15 protein-coding genes and 1 pseudogene are annotated in these 19,685 nt (G+C 53.5%); 10 read left to right on the top strand and 6 right to left on the bottom strand.

The window, feature by feature from the left end; all coding sequences use genetic code 11:
• Positions 1 to 76: 76 nt before the first annotated feature.
• Positions 77 to 496: a WapI family immunity protein gene (locus GA0061070_RS11490; RefSeq protein ID WP_139109753.1), complete on the top strand. Its 420-nt coding sequence runs from the start codon at positions 77 to 79 to the stop codon at positions 494 to 496.
• Between the two features lie 429 nt (positions 497 to 925).
• On the opposite strand, the pseudogene GA0061070_RS11485 reads toward GA0061070_RS11490, so the two are convergent.
• Positions 926 to 1,363: pseudogene (locus tag GA0061070_RS11485) on the bottom strand (GNAT family N-acetyltransferase).
• 186 nt (positions 1,364 to 1,549) lie between these two features.
• On the opposite strand from GA0061070_RS11485, the gene ypfM reads away from it, so the two are divergent.
• Entirely contained in the window at positions 1,550 to 1,609 is a 60-nt protein-coding gene (ypfM, locus tag GA0061070_RS24755; RefSeq protein ID WP_121266137.1) for a protein YpfM, read from the top strand.
• A gap of 97 nt (positions 1,610 to 1,706) precedes the next feature.
• Here ypfM and acrD read toward each other — a convergent pair whose 3' ends face one another.
• Positions 1,707 to 4,820 carry a multidrug efflux RND transporter permease AcrD gene (gene acrD / locus GA0061070_RS11480; protein ID WP_090136256.1) on the bottom strand — a complete coding sequence of 1,038 codons (3,114 nt, stop codon included), beginning with the start codon at positions 4,818 to 4,820 and terminating at the stop codon, positions 1,707 to 1,709.
• Positions 4,821 to 5,392: 572 nt separating this feature from the next.
• On the opposite strand from acrD, the gene aegA reads away from it, so the two are divergent.
• The 3 genes from aegA to GA0061070_RS11465 all read left to right on the top strand — a co-directional run bounded on the left by aegA (position 5,393) and on the right by GA0061070_RS11465 (position 9,442).
• The gene (gene aegA / locus GA0061070_RS11475; RefSeq protein ID WP_090136254.1) at positions 5,393 to 7,372 is read left to right on the top strand and encodes a formate-dependent uric acid utilization protein AegA; all 1,980 of its coding nucleotides are present in this window, start codon (positions 5,393 to 5,395) and stop codon (positions 7,370 to 7,372) included.
• 334 nt (positions 7,373 to 7,706) lie between these two features.
• Positions 7,707 to 8,282: a GDP-mannose pyrophosphatase NudK gene (nudK, locus tag GA0061070_RS11470; RefSeq protein WP_090136252.1), complete on the top strand. Its 576-nt coding sequence runs from the start codon at positions 7,707 to 7,709 to the stop codon at positions 8,280 to 8,282.
• Between the two features lie 116 nt (positions 8,283 to 8,398).
• The gene (locus tag GA0061070_RS11465; RefSeq protein ID WP_090136250.1) at positions 8,399 to 9,442 is read left to right on the top strand and encodes a DUF1176 domain-containing protein; all 1,044 of its coding nucleotides are present in this window, start codon (positions 8,399 to 8,401) and stop codon (positions 9,440 to 9,442) included.
• Positions 9,443 to 9,534: 92 nt separating this feature from the next.
• On the opposite strand, the gene tkt is transcribed toward GA0061070_RS11465, so the two are convergent.
• Both tkt and tal read right to left on the bottom strand, forming a co-directional pair.
• Entirely contained in the window at positions 9,535 to 11,529 is a 1,995-nt protein-coding gene (gene tkt / locus GA0061070_RS11460; RefSeq protein ID WP_090136249.1) for a transketolase, read from the bottom strand.
• A 19-nt stretch (positions 11,530 to 11,548) separates the two neighbouring features.
• The gene (gene tal / locus GA0061070_RS11455; protein ID WP_090136247.1) at positions 11,549 to 12,499 is read right to left on the bottom strand and encodes a transaldolase; all 951 of its coding nucleotides are present in this window, start codon (positions 12,497 to 12,499) and stop codon (positions 11,549 to 11,551) included.
• Between the two features lie 280 nt (positions 12,500 to 12,779).
• On the opposite strand from tal, the gene maeB reads away from it, so the two are divergent.
• Positions 12,780 to 15,059 (top strand): NADP-dependent oxaloacetate-decarboxylating malate dehydrogenase, encoded by a 2,280-nt coding sequence (maeB, locus tag GA0061070_RS11450; protein WP_090136245.1) that lies wholly within the window; start codon positions 12,780 to 12,782, stop codon positions 15,057 to 15,059.
• 86 nt (positions 15,060 to 15,145) lie between these two features.
• Here the strand turns inward: maeB and hemF are convergent, their stop codons facing one another.
• Together hemF and amiA are read right to left on the bottom strand one after the other, a co-directional pair.
• The gene (gene hemF / locus GA0061070_RS11445) at positions 15,146 to 16,045 is read right to left on the bottom strand and encodes an oxygen-dependent coproporphyrinogen oxidase (protein ID WP_090136243.1); all 900 of its coding nucleotides are present in this window, start codon (positions 16,043 to 16,045) and stop codon (positions 15,146 to 15,148) included.
• On the bottom strand, positions 16,045 to 16,920 hold the full coding sequence (amiA, locus tag GA0061070_RS11440; RefSeq protein ID WP_090136241.1) for an N-acetylmuramoyl-L-alanine amidase AmiA: 876 nt from the start codon (positions 16,918 to 16,920) through the stop codon (positions 16,045 to 16,047). Before amiA ends, hemF begins: the two co-directional genes overlap by 1 nt.
• Positions 16,921 to 17,132: 212 nt before the next feature.
• Between amiA and GA0061070_RS11435 the strand changes: the two genes are divergently transcribed.
• From GA0061070_RS11435 to GA0061070_RS11420, 4 genes are all read left to right on the top strand, one after another.
• Positions 17,133 to 17,558 carry a GNAT family acetyltransferase gene (locus GA0061070_RS11435; RefSeq protein WP_090136239.1) on the top strand — a complete coding sequence of 142 codons (426 nt, stop codon included), beginning with the start codon at positions 17,133 to 17,135 and terminating at the stop codon, positions 17,556 to 17,558.
• A complete protein-coding gene (locus tag GA0061070_RS11430; RefSeq protein ID WP_090136237.1) occupies positions 17,545 to 17,994 on the top strand; it encodes a DUF2919 domain-containing protein in 450 nt (149 codons plus the stop codon). The genes GA0061070_RS11435 and GA0061070_RS11430 overlap by 14 nt, the downstream gene beginning before the upstream one ends.
• Positions 17,995 to 18,054: 60 nt before the next feature.
• Positions 18,055 to 18,630, top strand: coding sequence for an RpoE-regulated lipoprotein (locus GA0061070_RS11425; protein ID WP_090136235.1), 576 nt, complete (start codon positions 18,055 to 18,057; stop codon positions 18,628 to 18,630).
• 92 nt (positions 18,631 to 18,722) lie between these two features.
• Complete coding sequence (locus GA0061070_RS11420) at positions 18,723 to 19,622, top strand: Dyp-type peroxidase (RefSeq protein WP_090136234.1); 900 nt, start codon at positions 18,723 to 18,725, stop codon at positions 19,620 to 19,622.
• Positions 19,623 to 19,685 lie beyond the last annotated feature (63 nt).

Here is a 19,685-nt window from a genome sequence, read left to right as displayed (position 1 = left end):
AATACATGCTGGAAGTTGTTGTCAGAGAAAAAGATTGGACAGTTAGTCACTTTTTATACAAATGATCAGGTTGATTATGATTGAGCTTATTTGTGGAACCAGACGATTAAGACTTACACCTTACGAAAGAGAGTGTAATCCAGATGATGATGACTGGATAAATGTATGGATTGAATTTTTTTTGCCTGAGTTGCAAACAGAGTTTAAAACGGCATTTACAGTCTACGAACTTTCACAATTAAAACATGGAGTTGAAAATATTTATCAAAGCATGATTTCATCAACTGAATCATCTCCTGTGAACTTCGAGAGTCTGGAAAACAGAATCAATATTTCTTTCAGGAAAATACATCCTGATCATGTCGAAGTAAATTTGACCTTGAGGCCGGAGGAACATGCAGACAGCGTCAAAGTCACCGATACGTTTTACCTTGATCAGAGCTATTTTCCGGCGTTGCTGTCTGGACTGGATGAGATGATTAACTGGCAGAACTGAGCAGCTTTCGCGCTCCTCATCATTGGAGCGCATAATGTACGACTCGTTATGTTGAAAAGGCCGCTGCGAAAATTACTTGATGGAAAACACATCTGGGCTGAGAAAAATTTAAGCCAGATGTAATCTGACAGACACCTGTATAAATAACCGGTAACTGTCAGATCAGGTCTGAGCTAATACACCTAAGTTGTAACAATAAAGAGGCTCTATGGCCTCTTTTGTGTTTGTATTGGGTCACATAACTACTTGTTACTGATAGTTAAAATACTTCTCTTCCATGAAAATATAAAAATTTTGTTTAATGTTCAATGTATTTTAATGCCGTACATTGTGATCATGGTGAATCCTTTTGTCTCATTTTTTGGAAGTTTGCTCAAGGAATTAGAATAACGGATATAATTAGAATATCATTCTTCTGCTAATATGTTTTTAACGAATGTAACCGCTTTGTTCCAGTTTCAATAAATTTTCAGATGTTGCGCATACCATTCCAGTAGTTAAAAAACGAAAGCCATATTTTTTATAAAATCCTGTCTTTTCCGGAACTGAATATATAAATGTTTTGCCGAAGGGTAATAACGTTTTAACAATAGTGATCATCAACTACTTACCATAACCGCGGCCTTGCATGTCAGGCGCAACAACAATGTCCGCCGCGTAGCTGGCCCATGTCAGATCGCTAATGGCCCGCGCTGTGGCGACCAGTTTCCCCTCATGGTAACCGAACCAGCAGAAGGTGCTGTTACGCCATGCCTGTTCGACTAACACCGGGTCGCGCTGGTTGAGCCCACCGGTGGCGAGCAGTGCGGTCACTACCTGCCAGTCAACGTTTTCAATTGCAGATTTATCGTACAATGTGATCGCCATTTTATTTATCCTTATAGAAGATATGGAATATTGCTATCACTCACAGTAAAAAGCGAATTGCCGATGCATAGTTATTACAGCTCCATTAAAAATACCCTGCTAATGATGAGTGAAGCAATCGTTGAAAATATCTTCACAGTCATCGGGGCGTTTAGTAGAATGGCGGCAATAATAAGAGAGGTTGCTATGATTGAACATGAACTGGGGAACTGGAAAGATTTTATCGAAGTCATGCTTCGTAAATAATTTCCTGACGAATCGTTAAGCGGTGATGGCTTAAAAATAAAATGTGACAAATCACATAAAAAAAGGCGACTCTCCGGAGCCGCCTTTTTGTTTGGCCTTATCGCGCGCGCTCTTTCAGCGGGAAGCGGCGACGCACCAGCACAAAGAACAGCGGTACGAAGAAGATAGCCAGGACGGTGGCGGAGAGCATCCCGCCGATAACGCCCGTACCGACCGCATGCTGGCTGCCGGAACCGGCACCGGTGCTGGTCGCCATCGGCAGTACGCCGAAGACAAAGGCCAACGAGGTCATTAAAATAGGACGCAGACGCTGGCGGCAGGCATGCAGCGTTGAAACCAGCAGGTCTTCACCTTTCGCATTCATGTCGTTGGCAAATTCAACAATCAGAATGGCGTTCTTCGCCGACAGGCCGATAACCGTCAGCAGACCGACCTGGAAATAGACATCGTTTTCCAGCCCGCGCGCCCAGGTCGCCAGCAGCGCACCGATCACGCCGAGCGGCACGACCAGCATCACCGAAAACGGCACCGACCAGCTCTCATACAGCGCCGCCAGACACAGGAACACCACCAGCAGCGATACGGCATACAGCGCAGGTGCCTGTGAGCCGGAGAGCCGTTCCTGATAGGACATTGCCGTCCACTCCAGCCCAAAACCGTTCGGCAACTGTTTGACCAGTTTCTCCATCACATCCATTGCCGTGCCGGTACTGACGCCGGGAGCGGACTCGCCGATAATCTCCAGCGCGGCATAGCCGTTGTAACGTTCGAGGCGCGGTGAGCCGGTTTCCCAGTGCGAGGTGGCAAAGGCTGAGAAGGGCACCATTGTTCCGGCACTATTGCGCACGAACCAGAGGTTGATATCGTCCGGTAACATGCGGAACTTCGCGGCTGCCTGTACGTAGACTTTCTTCACGCGGCCGCGATCCATAAAGTCATTAACGTAGCTGGAACCCCAGGCCGTTTGCAGCGTGTCGTTAATATCATTAATCGACACACCCAGCGCCTGTGCTTTGCGCTGATCGACATCAATTTGCAACTGTGCACTGTCGTCGAGGCCGTTATGGCGAACACGGGTTAGCGCCGGATCTTTCGCCGCCATCTCCAGCAGCCTGTCACGCGCCGCCATCAGCGCATCGTGGCCTGCTCCGGCGTGATCCTGCAACTCCATATCAAAACCGGCGGAACTGCCCAACCCGCTGATGGCCGGCGGGCTGCTGGCAAAGATGCGGGCTTCATTAATGCGGTTAAAGGCTTTGGTGGCGCGTTCAATAATGGCGGCAGCACTGCCAGTTGTCGGGTTACGCGCATCCCAGTCTTTCAGGCGAACAAACAGACGTGCAACGTTTTGCCCATTCCCCCCAGGACCGGAACCAACGGTAGAGAAGACCGATTCGACATTCTCTTTTTCATGGGTGAAAAAATAATCTTCGACTTTTTGTACCACTTTCAGCGTCTGTTGCTGCGTTGCGCCGCTCGGCAATTGCACGGAAGTAGTGAACATCCCGCGGTCTTCCAGCGGCAAAAACGAAGTGGGCAGGCGCAGGAAGAGCAACACCATGCCGCCAATCAGCAGCACATAGAGCACAATCCAGCGCAGGCTGCGGTGGAGGATTTTCCCAACTACGGTCTCATAGCGATGCGCATTGCGGTCGAAAACACGGTTAAATGCGCCGAAGAATCCTTTCTGTCCGTGCAACTCGCCCTTGTGCAGCGGCTTCAGCAACGTCGAGCATAGCGCCGGAGTGAGGATCATCGCCACCAGCACTGACAGTACCATCGCCGAAACAATGGTGATGGAGAATTGACGGTAGATAGCGCCCGTGGTGCCGCCAAAGAAAGCCATCGGCACAAACACCGCCGATAGCACCATCGCTATCCCGACCAGTGCGCCCTGAATCTGACTCATCGATTTGCGCGTCGCTTCCCTGGGCGAAAGCCCCTCTTCGGTCATGATGCGTTCGACGTTTTCGACCACCACAATCGCATCGTCCACCAACAGACCGATGGCTAACACCATGGCGAACATGGTCAGTGTGTTGATGCTGTAGCCGAAGGAGTAAAGCACCGCGAATGTACCGAGCAGCACGACCGGTACGGCAATGGTGGGGATCAGAGTGGCACGGAAGTTTTGCAGGAACAGATACATCACCAGGAATACCAGCAAGATCGCTTCCAGCAGGGTTTTCACCACATCGGTAATTGATGCTTTTACAAACGAAGTGGTTTCATAAGCGACCTTATATTCCAGACCATGCGGGAAAAAAGGCTCCAGCTCATTAAGCCGGTTAATCACCAGCTCAGCGGTTGCCATTTCGTTGGCACCGGAGGCCAGCTTTATCCCCAGTCCGGAGGCGGCTTTACCATTAAAGCGGCTCAGGTAATCATATTTTTCTGCGCCCAGTTCCACCGTTGCTACATCGGCTAGCCGTACTTCGGAACCATCCTGGTTGACGCGCAGTGTGATATTGCGAAACTGCTCTGGCGTTTGTAACAGCGACTGCGCATTGATGGTGGCGTTAAGTGCCTGTCGGTCAACGGAAGGTGTGCCGCCAAGCTGGCCGACCGCGATCTGCGCGTTCTGCGACGAAATGGCTTTGGTAACGTCAGATGCGGTGAGCTGGTAGCTATTGAGTTTTGCCGGGTCGAGCCAGATGCGCATCGAATATTGCGAACCGTACGCATCGATATCGCCGACGCCGTTGACGCGGCTAATAGGGTCCTGAATATTACTGGCGACATAATCGGAGATATCCTGCTTATCCATCGATCCATCGGTGGACACGAAGGCGATGGTCAGGATGTTAGTATCACCGGTTTTACGCACCGTTACGCCCTGATTCTGTACCGCCTGTGGCAGTTTACGCAGCGCGGACTGCAACTGGTTTTGCACCTGTTGCACGGCTTCATCCGGGTTGGTTCCGGCACTAAAGTTCAGCGTTATCGTCGCCTGGCCAGCAGAGCTACTTTGCGACGACATATACATCAGATTGTCGAGGCCAGTCATATTTTGCTCGATAACCTGGGTAACGGTATTTTCCAGCGTTTGCGCCGAAGCGCCCGGGTAGTTGGCAGTAATACGAACGTTAGGTGGTGCTAAATCAGGATATTGCTCGACGGGTAAAGAGATAATGGCAAGTGTCCCCGTAAGACAAAGCAGGATCGCCAGCACCCACGCAAAAATGGGGCGATCAATAAAAAAATTCGCCATCAGAAAGAGAACCTCTTATCGCTGTGTATCGTTATATACACGTTATCCTTCAAACTGCCTCTTTGTTGGCTTCGACTTTGCACCCCAGTCACTTACTTATGTAAGCTCCTGGGGCTGCGCAGTCTTGCCGCCTCGACGCAGTGTGAATGATTTTGTGTATCGTCACATTGTTGGCATCAATGTAGCGGCAATGCAGAAATCAATCGTGGAGAAAAAAAGGAGATGATGTAAATTATCATGCCCGTTTAAGGGGTATTTATGCACAACCTTTTTTAACCCAAACTTTCCCCTGCCGGTTTGTCAGTTTAAAGACGTTTTTTTACAGTTATTGATTATTTGCGCTATTGGCGGCAAAAACACCCGCTTAAAGGTCGCGCTGCGCGGAGCCCTTTTTAACCCTGCCAAAAGGAGACGTCTGTCCCCCGAATGCGTCAGGAAATTGATCTGCTACAAGCTCGTGACAAATAGATAACCTTCCTGGGCAATTGAACATTGCCTGTCTCTGAGACTCCCGGTAAATAAAATACCTGATTAAAACCAGGGTTAAACAAATTAATAAAAAGAAGGTTGCCATGAATCGTTTTATTATGGCGAATAGCCAACAATGTATAGGATGTCGTGCCTGCGAAGTGGCCTGCGTGATGGCGCATAACGATGAGCAACATGTATTAAGCCCCGAACAATTTCATCCGCGAATTACGGTGATTAAGCATCAACAGCAGTGTAGCGCGGTGACCTGTCATCATTGTGAAGCTGCGCCCTGTGCCCGCAGTTGCCCGAACGGCGCCATTAGCCGCGTCGATGATTCGGTACAGGTTAACCAGCAGAAATGTATTGGCTGCAAATCCTGCGTTGTCGCCTGTCCGTTCGGCACCATGCAAGTGCTGGTCACGCCCGTTGGCGAAGGTGAGGTAAAAGCGACAGCGCACAAATGCGATCTCTGCGCCGGTCGCGCTGAAGGTCCGGCCTGTGCGCAAAACTGTCCGGCAGATGCGCTGCAACTGGTTAATAGCGACGTACTGGAAAATCTGGCAAAAACACGTCGTCTGCGTACCGCAAGCCATGAAGCTCAGCCGTGGCACAGCGGTGAGGTGCTAACATCCGCTTTTGACGATCGCAAAGTGTTGCAGATGCGTAAAACGCCCGCGCGTGGAGAGCCGGATAAACTGCCGCTGGCGGCACGCAAGTGCGGCTTTGATGAAATCTACCTGCCGTTTCGCGCAGACCAGGCGCAGCGTGAAGCGCAACGTTGTCTGAGCTGTGGTGAACACAGCATCTGCGAATGGACCTGTCCGCTGCACAACCATATTCCGCAGTGGGTTGCGCGAGTGAAAGAGGGCGATATTGCCTCTGCCGTTGAGCTTTCCCATCAAACCAACTGCCTGCCGGAGATCACTGGGCGTGTCTGCCCGCAGGATCGCTTATGTGAAGGTGCCTGCACGGTGCGCGATGAGTATGGCGCGGTGACTATCGGCAATATCGAGCGCTATATTTCCGATCAGGCGCTGGCGCAGGGCTGGCGGCCGGATTTAGCCCAGGTGCAGGCGGTGGGTAAGCGCATTGCTATTATTGGCGCCGGTCCTGCCGGGCTGGCCTGCGCGGATGTGCTGGCGCGTCATGGCGTTAGCGTGACAGTCTTTGATCGGCACCCTGAAATTGGCGGCCTGCTGACGTTTGGTATTCCCTCCTTCAAGCTGGATAAATCGCTACTGGTGCGCCGCCGGGAAATCTTCAGCGCGATGGGAATCCGTTTCGAGCTGAACTGCGAAATCGGCAAAGATATCGCACTGGATACGCTGCTAAGTGATTACGACGCGGTGTTTATCGGCGTGGGTACGTATCGTTCAATGCAGGCCAATCTGCCGAACGATGATGCACCTGGCGTGTATGATGCGTTGCCGTTTTTGATTGCCAATACGAAACAATTGATGGGGCTACCGGAAATCCCGCAAGAGCCGTTTATCAATACTGAAGGCCTGGATGTGGTGGTGCTGGGCGGCGGTGATACGGCGATGGACTGCGTGCGCACGGCGCTGCGCCACGGAGCACGCAAAGTGACCTGCGCGTATCGGCGCGACGAAGCCAATATGCCCGGTTCGAAGAAAGAGGTGAAAAACGCCCGCGATGAGGGGGCAGAATTCGAATTTAATGTGCAACCAGTAAGTGTTGAACTGGATGAAAGCGGCAAGGTTTGCGGCATTCGCCTGTTGCGAACGCAACTGGGTGAACGGGATGCAAAAGGGCGTCGTCGCCCGGTGCCGATTGCAGGCAGCGAGTTTGTCATGCCTGCCGATGCGGTAATCATGGCGTTTGGCTTTCACCCACATTCCATGCCGTGGCTGGAGCGTCAGGGTGTGCGCATGGATGAGTGGGGACGCATTGCTGCCAGCGTTAACAGCCCGTACCGTTACCAGACCAGTAACCCGAAAATTTTCGCCGGTGGCGATGCGGTGCGCGGCGCCGATTTGGTGGTGACAGCCATGGCGGAAGGGCGTCATGCTGCGCAAGGCATGCTGGACTGGTTAGGGGTAAAAACGCCGGATAAGCATTAACCGCTGGCGCGACAAAACAGGCTCTTCGGCATACTATAACGATAAGTGTTAGGCTGTGTCCCGTAATTGTGCACGAGTGGCGCTGATGGTCATTTTTACGCAGGGCAAGGCGCGAACGGCGACGTTTGGGGAGCCAAATGAGCCGTGAGCAACGCAGTCATGCGTAAAAATGGCCTCAGCCCTTCGGGACGCGTTTAAAAAGTGCGTTCTCTGCGTTGTCGGACTTGAACACAGGCCCACTATGCCCTGCATCCTCCGCCTTGATAACGCGCTTTGTACCCAGCGTCGCCACCACGACCAATTACGGGACACCGCCTAATGCCCTGGAGCCTGTATGTCACTGAAAATCAATGTCATCAAAGATAAAATCCTTTCTGAAAACTACTTTATTCTGCGCAATATCACCTATGAGCTGACCCGTGGCAACGGCGAAGTCATTCGCCATAAACGCGAAGTTTATGACCGTGGCAACGGCGCAACCATCCTGCTGTATAACCGCGATAAAAAGAGCGTTCTGCTGATCCGCCAGTTCCGGGTTGCGACCTGGGTAAACGGCAATGAGGATGGCCGTCTGATTGAGAGCTGTGCCGGTTTGCTCGATGACGACGAGCCGGAAGTCTGTATCCGCAAAGAGGCGATTGAAGAGACCGGTTATCAGGTCGGCGAGGTGCGTAAAGTCTTTGAACTCTATATGTCGCCGGGCGGTGTGACTGAGCTGGTGCACTTTTTTATTGCTGAATATGGCGATGCACAGCGGGTTAATAACGGTGGCGGCGTGGAAGACGAAGATATTGAAGTGCTGGAGTTTCCGTTCAGCCAGGCGCTGGAAATGGTCGCCAGCGGCGAGATTCTCGATGGCAAGGCGGTGATTTTATTGCAGTATCTGAAATTATCCGGGGTAATGGACTGAATTTTTAATAGCGGAAGGTTTCAAATGAAGCTATCCGATAAATCCGATTGAGCAAGCGAACCCGGAGATAGAAGATACGCAGGTTCTGCGTCTCTTCTTCCGGGGTTGTACCATTCATGCGTTATCGCGGCATTTTCACTCTGCTGTTCGGGCTTTTCTCTGCGCCATTGCTGTGGGCCGCGCCTGCACAACACACTTTCTCCGACTGGCAGGTGACCTGCAATAACCAGAATTTCTGTGTTGCGCGTAATACCGGCGAACACAATGGTCTGGTTATGACATTAGAGCGTAGTGCCGGTGCGCGAACCGCTGCGACGCTGCGTATCGAGCTCGGCGGGCTTGATGTGCCTGTGGGCAAAGAGCCGCCCATCGCTGGCCGTCTGCTGCTTGGCGAACAACCGTTAACACTGGCAGTAGCGCGCTGGCAAATTACGCCCTGGCGTCTGATGACCAGTGACAGCGAAACCATCGCCCGTTTTCTGCAAACCATCCAGGAAGGGCAGGCCATTACCTTGCAGGGAAGCAAAAGAACGATTTCGCTAGTGGGGCTGAAAGCCGCTCTGCTGTTCATTGATTCCCTGCAAAAGCGTGTCGGTAGCGAAACGGCGTGGATTAAAAAGGGCGATGGCCCGCCGCTTAGCGTTCCGCCTGCGCCCGCATTGAAAGAAGTCGCTCAGACTAACGCAACCCCGACACCACTGACCCTGGCAGAACTGAATGATTTGCTGGATTACGGCAACTGGCGCATGAACAACAGCCCGTGTTCGCTGGATCCGATGCGCCGCCAGGTTCGTGTCTCGGCGCTTACCGACGACAAAGCGTTGCTGATGATCGACTGTGAAGCGGGGGCGTATAACGTTGTCGATCTGGCGTGGCTAGTGTCGCGGCAGAAACCGTTCGCTTCACGGCCTGTTCGCCTGCATCTGCCATTTACGCCGGATAATGGCAATGATGAGATGGAGCTAATGAACGCGGTGTTTGACGAGAAAAGCAGCGAGCTGAACACATTGTCGAAAGGGCGTGGTTTGCAGGATTGCGGCGTGTCGAGCCGCTGGCGTTTTGATGGCCAACGTTTTCGCCTGGTACGTTACGCCCAGGAACCGGCCTGCGATGGCTGGCATGGCCCTGATGCGTGGCCCACGCTATGGGTGACGCGCTAGTAGGGTATTTACTGGCAGGAAAATGAAGCTGACACCGCGACCGTGATGAAATAAAGGGCGCGCCAGCCGAGACAAGCTGGCGCGTCGCAGCCTTATTTTTTCAGTACCGCTTTGGCTTTTGCTACCACGTTTTCGACGGTAAAGCCAAAATACGGGAACAGTTTTTCCGCGGGCGCGGATTCACCGTAGCCGGTCATGCCGACAATCGCTCCTTTCAGGCCGACATATTTGTACCAGTAGTCGGCGATCCCGGCTTCCACCGCGACGCGCGCGCTGACATCCGACGGCAGTACCGCTTCGCGCCACGCTTCATCCTGGGCATCAAAGATATCCGTTGAAGGCAGCGAAACCACCCGCACATTCACGCCTTCGGCGCTCAGTTGCTCTGCGGCTTTGACGGTGATTTCCATCTCCGAACCGGTGGCAATCAGGATCAGATCCGGTTTCCCTCTGCTCTCTTGCAGAATGTAGCCGCCGCGGCTGATGGCTTGCACCTGCTCCGGCGTTCTCTCCATTTGCGTCAGGTTTTGGCGCGACAGAATCAGCGCTGTCGGGCCGTTATGGCGCTCAATGGCTAGCTTCCAGCCAACTGCGGCTTCTACCTGATCGCAGGGCCGCCAGGTGCTGAAGTTCGGCGTTAAACGCAGGCTGGCAAGCTGTTCAACGGCCTGGTGCGTCGGGCCATCTTCCCCCAGACCGATGGAGTCATGGGTGTAGACCATTATCTGCCTGGCCTTCATCAGCGCAGCCATGCGTGCCGCGTTACGCGCATATTCGACAAACATCAGGAAGGTGGCGGTGTAAGGCACAAAGCCGCCGTGGTGAGCAATGCCGTTAGCGATGGCGGTCATGCCAAATTCACGCACGCCATAGTGAATGTAGTTACCGGCAAGATCTTCTTTCAGCGATTTAGAGCCCGACCAGATAGTGAGGTTGCTGGGCGCCAGATCGGCCGAGCCACCAAGCAACTCCGGCAGAACCGGACCATAGGTGTTCAGCGTGTTCTGCGAGGCTTTACGGGTGGCGATTTTCGCCGGATTCGCCTGCAAATTATTGATCCACTCGCGGGTGGTTTTCTCCCACGATTCCGGCAGACTACCGCTCATGCGGCGTTTAAACTCGGCAGCCAGTTCTGGATACTCTTTCTCCCAGGCCGCCAGTTTCTCATTCCATGAATGCTGCTGTTTTGCCCCGCGTTCGCGGGCATCCCATGCCTGGTAGATCTCTTTAGGGATTTCGAAAGCCGGGTATTTCCAGCCCAGTTTTTGTCGGGTCAGCGCCACTTCTTCTTCCCCCAGCGCTGCGCCGTGTGACTCCTCTTTACCGGCTTTATTCGGCGAGCCAAAACCAATCACCGTGCGGCAGATAATCAGCGACGGCTTATCCTTCACACTTTGCGCTTCCTCGATGGCCTTTTTCACCGCCTCCGGAGAGTGGCCGTCAATATCGCCAATCACATGCCAGTGATACGCCTCGAAGCGTTTGGCAGTGTCGTCGGTAAACCAGCCTTCGGTTTCACCATCAATGGAGATACCGTTGTGGTCATAGAAACCAATTAGCTTGCCCAGCCCCAGTGTTCCCGCCAGCGAACAGACTTCATGGGAGATGCCTTCCATCAGGCAACCGTCACCCATAAAGACATAGGTGTAATGATCGACGATATCGTGGCCGGGGCGATTAAACTGCGCAGCCAGCGTACGTTCGGCAATTGCCAGCCCGACAGCGTTCGCCAACCCCTGACCTAGCGGGCCGGTGGTGGTTTCTACGCCCGGCGTGTAACCAATTTCCGGGTGACCCGGCGTTTTTGAATGTAACTGGCGGAAATTTTTCAGCTCTTCGAGCGGCAAATCATAACCGCTTAAGTGCAGCAGGCTATACAGCAGCATCGAAGCGTGACCGTTAGAAAGGATAAAACGGTCGCGGTCATACCAGGTGGGATCGGCCGGGTTATGTTTAAGAAAATCATTCCACAGTACTTCGGCGATATCCGCCATCCCCATTGGCGCGCCAGGGTGGCCGGAATTGGCTTTTTGCACCGCGTCCATACTCAGGGCGCGAATGGCGTTAGCAAGCTCTCTACGGGACATCGTTCACTCCTTGGCAAAGTTAAAGTTTGGCGGCCAGCAGATCTTCCAGTTTGCGCTGATCGACGGCGAACTGGCGGATACCGTCGGCTAGTTTGTCGACGGCCATCGGATCCAGGTTATGTTCCCAGCGGAACTCTGCTTCCGTAAGGGGTTCCGGGCGGTGGAAGGTTTGGCGTGAAGGAACCAGTTTGCGTTCCACAATCCCTTCTTGTCCCTGCAACTCTTTCAGCAACGCCGGAGAGATAGTCAGGCGATCGCAACCAGCCAGCGCCAGGATCTGTTCCGTGCGGCGGAAGCTGGCGCCCATGACGATGGTTTCGTAGCGATGTTGTTTGAAGTAATCGTAAATATTGCGCACCGATTTCACGCCAGGATCTTCATCCACCACGTAGGGATCGAGCGGTTTGCGATCGTTATACCAGTCGTAAATACGGCCAACGAACGGCGAGATGAGAAACACCCCGGCTTCGGCGCAGGCGCGTGCCTGGGCGAAGGAGAACAGCAGCGTCAGGTTACAGTTGATGCCCTCTTTTTCCAGTTCCTCTGCCGCGCGAATACCTTCCCAGGTTGAGGCCAGTTTGATCAGTATGCGGGATTTCGGAATGCCCTGTTCCTCATAAAGTTCAACCAGGCGGTGCGCTTTGGCGACGCTTTTCGCTTTATCGTAAGAGAGACGCGCATCCACCTCGGTTGAAACGCGCCCTGGAATGCTTTTCAGAATTTCCGCACCAAAATTGACTGCCAGTTTGTCGCTGGCTTCCGCGACTTGATGCTCCTGCGTTTTGCCGCGCGCTTTGCCATAAGCGATCGCGTCATCAATCAGATGGGTGAAATGCTCCAGTCCGGCAGCTTTCAGCAGCAAAGAAGGGTTAGTCGTAGCATCTTCCGGCTGATAGTGGCGGATCGATTCGATATCGCCGCTGTCTGCCACTACGGTGGTGAATTGTTTCAGGCCGTCTAAGTGATTCATTAAAATAACTCCTTTGAAAGCAATATGTTATTGGAGTGCTTCCATTCGCACTTTGATAAAAATGAGAGATGCATAACAAAAAAGCATAGCAGAAGCATCCCGGCCTGCTTTGGGTGGGATGTAACAAAGATGCGATAAATTGATAACAATTTTTCTTATGTATGGTGAGAGTTTGGCTATGTTCAAAGTTTGCCATCGCGACAGCGGCCATACTAAGCGGCGTATTGGGATAGACATCACGCGGTATCACTCTGAAAGCAAAACGCGAAAGGAACCTCAAATGGATGACCAACTAAAACAAAGTGCCCTCGACTTCCATGAATTCCCGCGACCGGGAAAGATTCAGGTCTCCCCGACAAAACCGCTGGACACGCAGCGCGATCTTGCGCTGGCGTACTCGCCTGGCGTTGCTGCACCCTGCCTTGAAATAGAAAAAGATCCACTAGCAGCCTACAAATACACTGCGCGCGGCAACCTCGTCGCAGTGATCTCTAACGGCACTGCTGTGTTGGGGCTTGGCAATATTGGCGCGCTGGCCGGTAAGCCGGTAATGGAAGGCAAAGGCGTGTTGTTCAAGAAATTCGCCGGTATCGACGTATTCGATATTGAAGTGGATGAGCAAAATCCGGACAAACTGATCGACGTGGTTGCCGCGCTGGAACCGACGTTCGGCGGCATAAACCTCGAAGATATCAAAGCGCCGGAGTGCTTCTATATTGAAGCCAAACTACGCGAACGCATGAACATTCCGGTTTTTCATGACGATCAACACGGCACGGCGATTATCAGCACGGCCGCCATCCTTAACGGCCTGCGCGTTGTGGAGAAGAACCTCTCCGACGTGCGCATGGTGGTGTCGGGTGCGGGCGCGGCGGCTATCGCCTGTATGAACCTGCTGGTGGCGCTGGGAATGCAGAAACACAACATTGTGGTCTGCGATTCAAAAGGCGTTATCTATAAAGGCCGCGAGCCGAATATGGCCGAGACCAAAGCGGCCTACGCCGTTGACGATGACGGTAAGCGCACGCTGGCGGATGTGGTCGCAGGCGCAGATATCTTTCTCGGTTGCTCCGGGCCAAAAGTGCTGACGCCGGAGATGGTAAAAGGCATGGCGCGGCAACCCCTGATCCTTGCGCTGGCGAACCCGGAGCCGGAGATCCTGCCGGATCTGGCGAAAGCAGTGCGTCCGGACGCGATTATCTGTACCGGCCGCTCCGATTATCCGAATCAGGTAAACAACGTGCTCTGTTTCCCGTTTATCTTCCGCGGCGCACTGGATGTGGGCGCTACGGCTATCAACGAAGAGATGAAGCTGGCGGCGGTTAACGCTATCGCTGAACTGGCGCATGCGGAGCAGAGTGAAGTAGTGGCTTCGGCATATGGCGATCAGGATTTGAGTTTTGGTCCGGATTATTTGATCCCGAAACCTTTCGACCCACGGCTGATTGTCAAAATCGCACCTGCGGTGGCGAAAGCGGCAATGGCCTCCGGTGTGGCGACACGGCCGATTACTGATTTTGATGCCTATGTCGATAAGCTCACCGAGTTTGTCTACAAAACGAATCTGTTTATGAAGCCGGTTTTCTCCCAGGCCCGCAATGCGCCGAAACGCGTGGTGCTGACCGAAGGCGAAGAGCCGCGCGTGCTGCATGCTACGCAGGAGCTGGTTACGCTGGGGCTGGCGAAACCGATCCTCGTCGGGCGACCGGGCGTGATTGAGATGCGCATTCAGAAGCTCGGCCTGCAAATTCGTCCGGGCGTCGATTTTGAGATCGTCAACAACGAGTCGGATCCGCGCTTTAAAGAGTACTGGACGGAATACTTCAGCATTATGAAGCGCCGGGGGATTACGCAAGAGCAGGCGCAGCGCGCAGTGATCGCCAACACCACGGTGATCGGCGCGATCATGGTGCATCGTGGGGAAGCCGACGCGATGATTTGCGGCACTGTAGGCGATTACCATGAGCATTTCAGCGTGGTGCAGGAGATATTTGGTTATCGCGATAATGTGCATGTGGCCGGGGCGATGAATGCGCTGTTGCTGCCCAGCGGTAACACATTTATTGCTGATACCTATGTCAATGAAGATCCGAGTGCCGGGCAACTGGCGGAGATCACCTTGCTGGCAGCAGAAACCGTGCGGCGCTTTGGTATCGAACCGCGAGTAGCGCTGCTGTCGCATTCGCAGTTTGGCTCATCCAATGCACCCGCAGCGGTGAAAATGCGCGAGACGCTGACCCTGGTGCGTCAACGCGCGCCGGATCTGATGATCGACGGCGAAATGCACGGCGATGCGGCGCTTGATGAGAGTATCCGTCATGAGAGGATGCCGGACAGCCCGCTGAAAGGGGAGGCGAATATCCTGATTATGCCTAATGTTGAAGCCGCGCGAATCAGCTACAACCTGCTGCGCGTCTCCAGTTCAGAAGGTGTGACCGTCGGGCCGGTGCTGATGGGCGTTGCCAAACCGGTGCATGTGCTGACGCCAATCGCCTCAGTACGGCGTATTGTCAACATGGTGGCGCTGGCGGTGGTGGAAGCGCAGACGCAGCCGCTGTAAGTGTGTTGCTGGCCTGATAGTGCCGGGCCTTCAGGCATTATGGCCGGATGGCTCGTAAGACCTTATCCGGCCAACAAAACCCGACATCACACCCAATCTTTAACCTTAATAAACTCGCTGAGGGCCGCTTCCTGGCTGCCTTCGGCGGGTTGATAGTTGTATTCCCAACGCACTAACGGTGGCATCGACATTAAAATCGACTCGGTACGCCCGCCGGTTTGCAAACCAAACAGCGTTCCGCGATCCCAAACCAGGTTGAACTCTACGTAGCGGCCACGGCGATAGAGCTGGAAATCGCGCTCGCGCTCGCCGTAAGGCAGCGCTTTGCGACGCGCGACGATGGGCAAATACGCGTCGAGATAACCGTTACCGACGGCCTGCATAAACGTAAAACAGTGGTCAAAATCCGGCGTGTTCAGATCGTCAAAAAAAAGCCCGCCGATGCCGCGCTGCTCATTGCGGTGCTTGAGGTAGAAATAGTCATCGCACCACTTTTTGTAGCGCGGATAGACCGTCTCACCAAATGGCAAGCAGATATCGCGGGCGGTGCGGTGCCAGTGGATCGCATCGTCTTCAAAACCGTAGTAGGGCGTTAAATCGAAACCGCCGCCGAACCACCACACCGGATCGGCACCTGGTTTCTGCGCAATAAAAAAACGCACGTTGGCATGGCTGGTCGGAACATAGGGATTACGCGGATGCACAACCAACGAAACGCCCATCGCTTCGAAGCTGCGACCCGCCAGTTCAGGACGGTGTGCGGTAGCGGATGCGGGCATCGCATCGCCGTGGACGTGGGAAAAATTTACCCCGGCCTGTTCAAATACGCCGCCGTCGCGCAGCACGCGGCTACGTCCACCTCCACCTTCCGCGCGTTGCCAGGCGTCTTCAACAAACGCCGCGCCGTCGATGTCGCTAAGCTGGCGGCAGATTTTATCCTGTAGGGCAAGCAGGGCGTTTTTTACTGGCGCTATCTCTGGGGTCATTATCCGCGTCTCTTCACATGAGCTTTGTGGTTATCGAACCAGCTAAAGTAGTTCAGAATACCGTCGGCAATGGCGGTGGCAATCTTCTGGCGAAACGCCGTGGTGCCGAGCAGCTTTTCCTCCGCCGGATTGGTGATAAAGGACGTTTCCACCAGTACCGACGGAATCGACGGGGATTTTAGCACCACAAACGCAGCCTGCTCTGTATTGCGGCTGTGCAGACGGTGTACCGGTTTGATCTGCTTGAGAATATGCGAGCCGAGTGTCAGGCTGTTTTTGATGGTGTCCGTTTGCACCAGATCGAACAGTACCTGCTGTAGCAAATGGTCTTTATCGGTGGCTTTTTTCCCGGCGACTTCATCTGCGGCGTTCTCTTTATCCGACAGGTATTTCGCCATCGCACTACTGGCGCCCCGGTTGGAAAGCGCAAACACCGACGCGCCAGCGGCGCTCGGGTTGGTAAAACCATCGGCATGAATCGACATAAACAGATCCGCGCCGTGCTGATGAGCGATTTCAACCCGATCGTAAAGCGGAATAAAGGTATCGCCAGTGCGTGTCAGACGTGCATCAATACCCTGCGCCCGCAGTTGCGCGCGGACATTTTTGGCAATCGCCAGCACCACATGTTTCTCTTTCGAGCCGTTATGGCCAATAGCGCCGGTATCAATACCGCCGTGGCCGGGATCGAGCATAACGATGCGCCGTGCTCCGGCTTTTTTTGCCTTTGGCTTGCTGTGGCCGGTGGTAGTTTTGAGTGGCGTTTCGTCCTTAGCGATAGCACGGGACATGCCCGACAATGTCAGGGCGGCCAAACCCGCTTTCAGCATCTGGCGACGCGAGGTGAGTGTTTTTAATGGTTTAAAGGTGCTCATACGTCTGAATGTTTTTGTCCGTGGTCCCTGGTGTTATATCGTATCGTCCTGGCCGTGACGACAATCCACAAGAGCGATTGTTTTACTTTTCATTTCAATACGTGACAGAGTGCCATTATGCCAAATTTCTACGGTAAAGAGGCGGGATATTGGCTAAGACGCCGCTTCAGGCCATAATCACCACTTACACAGTTGAAAAGACGGGGAATACCATGGAGATACGCGTTTTTCGCCAGGACGATTTCGAAGAAGTGATCACCTTGTGGGAGCGCTGTGAGCTGCTGCGACCATGGAATGATCCAGAAATGGATATCGAACGAAAAGTGAATCACGATGTCAGTCTGTTTCTGGTGGCGGAAGTGGGTGGTGAAGTGGTGGGCACAGTAATGGGCGGTTATGACGGCCATCGTGGCTCGGCATACTATCTCGGCGTACACCCGGAATTTCGCGGCCGCGGCATCGCCAATGCCTTACTCAATCGGCTGGAGAAAAAACTGATTGCCCGTGGCTGCCCGAAAATCAACCTGATGGTACGTGAAGATAACGAGATGGTGATCGGCATGTATGAGCGGCTGGGCTACGAGCATAGCGACTCGGTTAACTTAGGCAAACGTTTGATAGAAGATGAAGAGTATTGATATTTCACCTTCCGACTACGACAGGCACGGACGCCTTCGGCTTCCCTTTTTGTTCTGGTGCGTGCTGGTATTACAGGCACGTACGTGGATTTTATTTGTGATAGCCGGTGCGTCGCGTGGGCAGGGCGATGCGTTGCTGACGCTGTTTTATCCCGATCATCATCAGTTCTGGCTGGGCTTATTGCCCGGCTTGCCTGCGGCGCTGGCTTTTTTTTTCAGTGCACGCCGAGAGTATCACCCTCGCTTCTGGCACGCGATCTACCCGCTACTGCTGCTGGTACAACTGGCGCTGGTGCTATGGCTGCCCTCGCGCTGGTTTTGCGGTGAAGCACTCTCCGGTATTGGGCTTTCCCTACTCATTATCGATCTCTTTGCTCTCTGGTGGCTGGCGACGTCCCGCCGTCTGCGCGCTTGTTTTTATTCCTCAGATGAATGAACGGCACTTTTTGCCCGCCAGCGACTCCAACTGGCGTTAAATGAAAAAAAGGAATGGTGCATGAAATCCCTGCGTACTTTTATCTGTGTGTTGCCGCTGGCGTTAACCGGCTGCTCAACGCTTGCTTCCGTAAACTGGTCGGCGGCGTATCCATGGAACTGGTTTGGTTCCTCGATCGAAATGAGCGAAAACGGTGTCGGCAAAATCACAGCCAGCACGCCGCTCAATGAGCCGGCCATCAATGATGCGTTAAGCGGCGACTACCATCTGCGTAGCGGCATGAAGACGGAAAATGGCCGCATTGTCCGCTATTTCGAGGCGCTGAAAGAGACCAAACTGGCACTGGTCGTTAACGGCGAAAATGGAGCGGTGAGCCGCATTGATGTACTGGACAGCGATATCGCCACCGACAAAGGCGTGAAAATTGGCACACCGTTCAGCGCGGTATTTGATAAGGCGTTTGGCAACTGTGTTAAAGGAGCGGGCGATGACAGTACTGGCGTTGAGTGTAAAGCGCCGGGTAGCCAGCATATTAGCTATGTGTTTACCGGCGAATGGAGCGGCCCAGAAGGGTTGATGCCTTCTGATGACACGCTGAAAAACTGGAAATTAAGTAAGCTGGTATGGCGCCGATAATTTGATCGCAACGGGCCGTGACGGGGCGAAAAAACGGTACAATAGCGCGTTTATCGCCACGCATGTGTGGCTTGTTTTTTCCAGGAGGAGTGATGTTTCAGGTGCAAAGCGGCATTTTGCCGGAACACTGCCGTGCAGCGATTTGGATTGAGGCCAGCGTCAAAGGGGACATAGATGCTCTGCGCGCGGGCTGTAAAGTTTTTGTCGATAAGTTGGCGACTTTTCAGCAAAAATTCCCCGATGCGGCGCTGGGGGCGACGGTGGCCTTCGGTAACAACGCATGGCGCGCGTTGAACGGGCCGGAAGGCGCAGATGAGCTGAAAGATTTCCCCTCTTACGGCAAAGGTCTGGCTCCCGCCACGCAACATGATGTGCTGATCCATATTCTCTCTCTGCGCCACGATGTGAATTTCTCCGTCGCCCAGGCCGCTCTGGAGGCGTTTGGCGATGCTATTGATGTGAAAGAAGAGACACACGGCTTCCGTTGGGTGGAAGAGCGCGATTTGAGCGGTTTTGTCGACGGTACGGAAAACCCGGCAGGTGATGAGAAGCGCCGGGAAGTGGCGATTATTCAGGATGGCGTCGACGTTGGTGGTACGTATGTGATGGTGCAGCGCTGGGAGCACAATCTGAAGCAGCTCAATCGTATGAGCGTTGCCGATCAGGAGATGATGATTGGTCGCACCAAAGAGGCGAATGAAGAGATCGACGGCGATGCCCGTCCGGTTACCTCGCACCTGACCCGTGTCGATCTGAAAGAGGACGGCAAAGGGCTGAAAATTGTGCGCCAGAGTCTGCCGTACGGCACTGCCAGCGGCACGCACGGCCTATACTTCTGTACTTACTGTGCGCGTCTCTACAACATTGAACAGCAACTGCTGAGCATGTTTGGCGATGCCGATGGCAAACGCGATGCAATGTTGCGTTTCACCCATCCGGTAACAGGCGGTTACTATTTTGCACCGTCGCTTGATAAGTTGTTGTCGCTGTAAAACCTCGCGTTTTTCCTGGCCGGGGAGCCCGGCCATACTCCTTGCTGCTTATATTCTTTTATG

The sequence above is a fragment of the Kosakonia oryziphila genome, assembly GCF_900094795.1.
Classification (GTDB): domain Bacteria; phylum Pseudomonadota; class Gammaproteobacteria; order Enterobacterales; family Enterobacteriaceae; genus Kosakonia; species Kosakonia oryziphila.
Note: the sequence above shows the minus strand (reverse complement) of the source record. Positions and strands in the feature narration are given on the sequence as shown.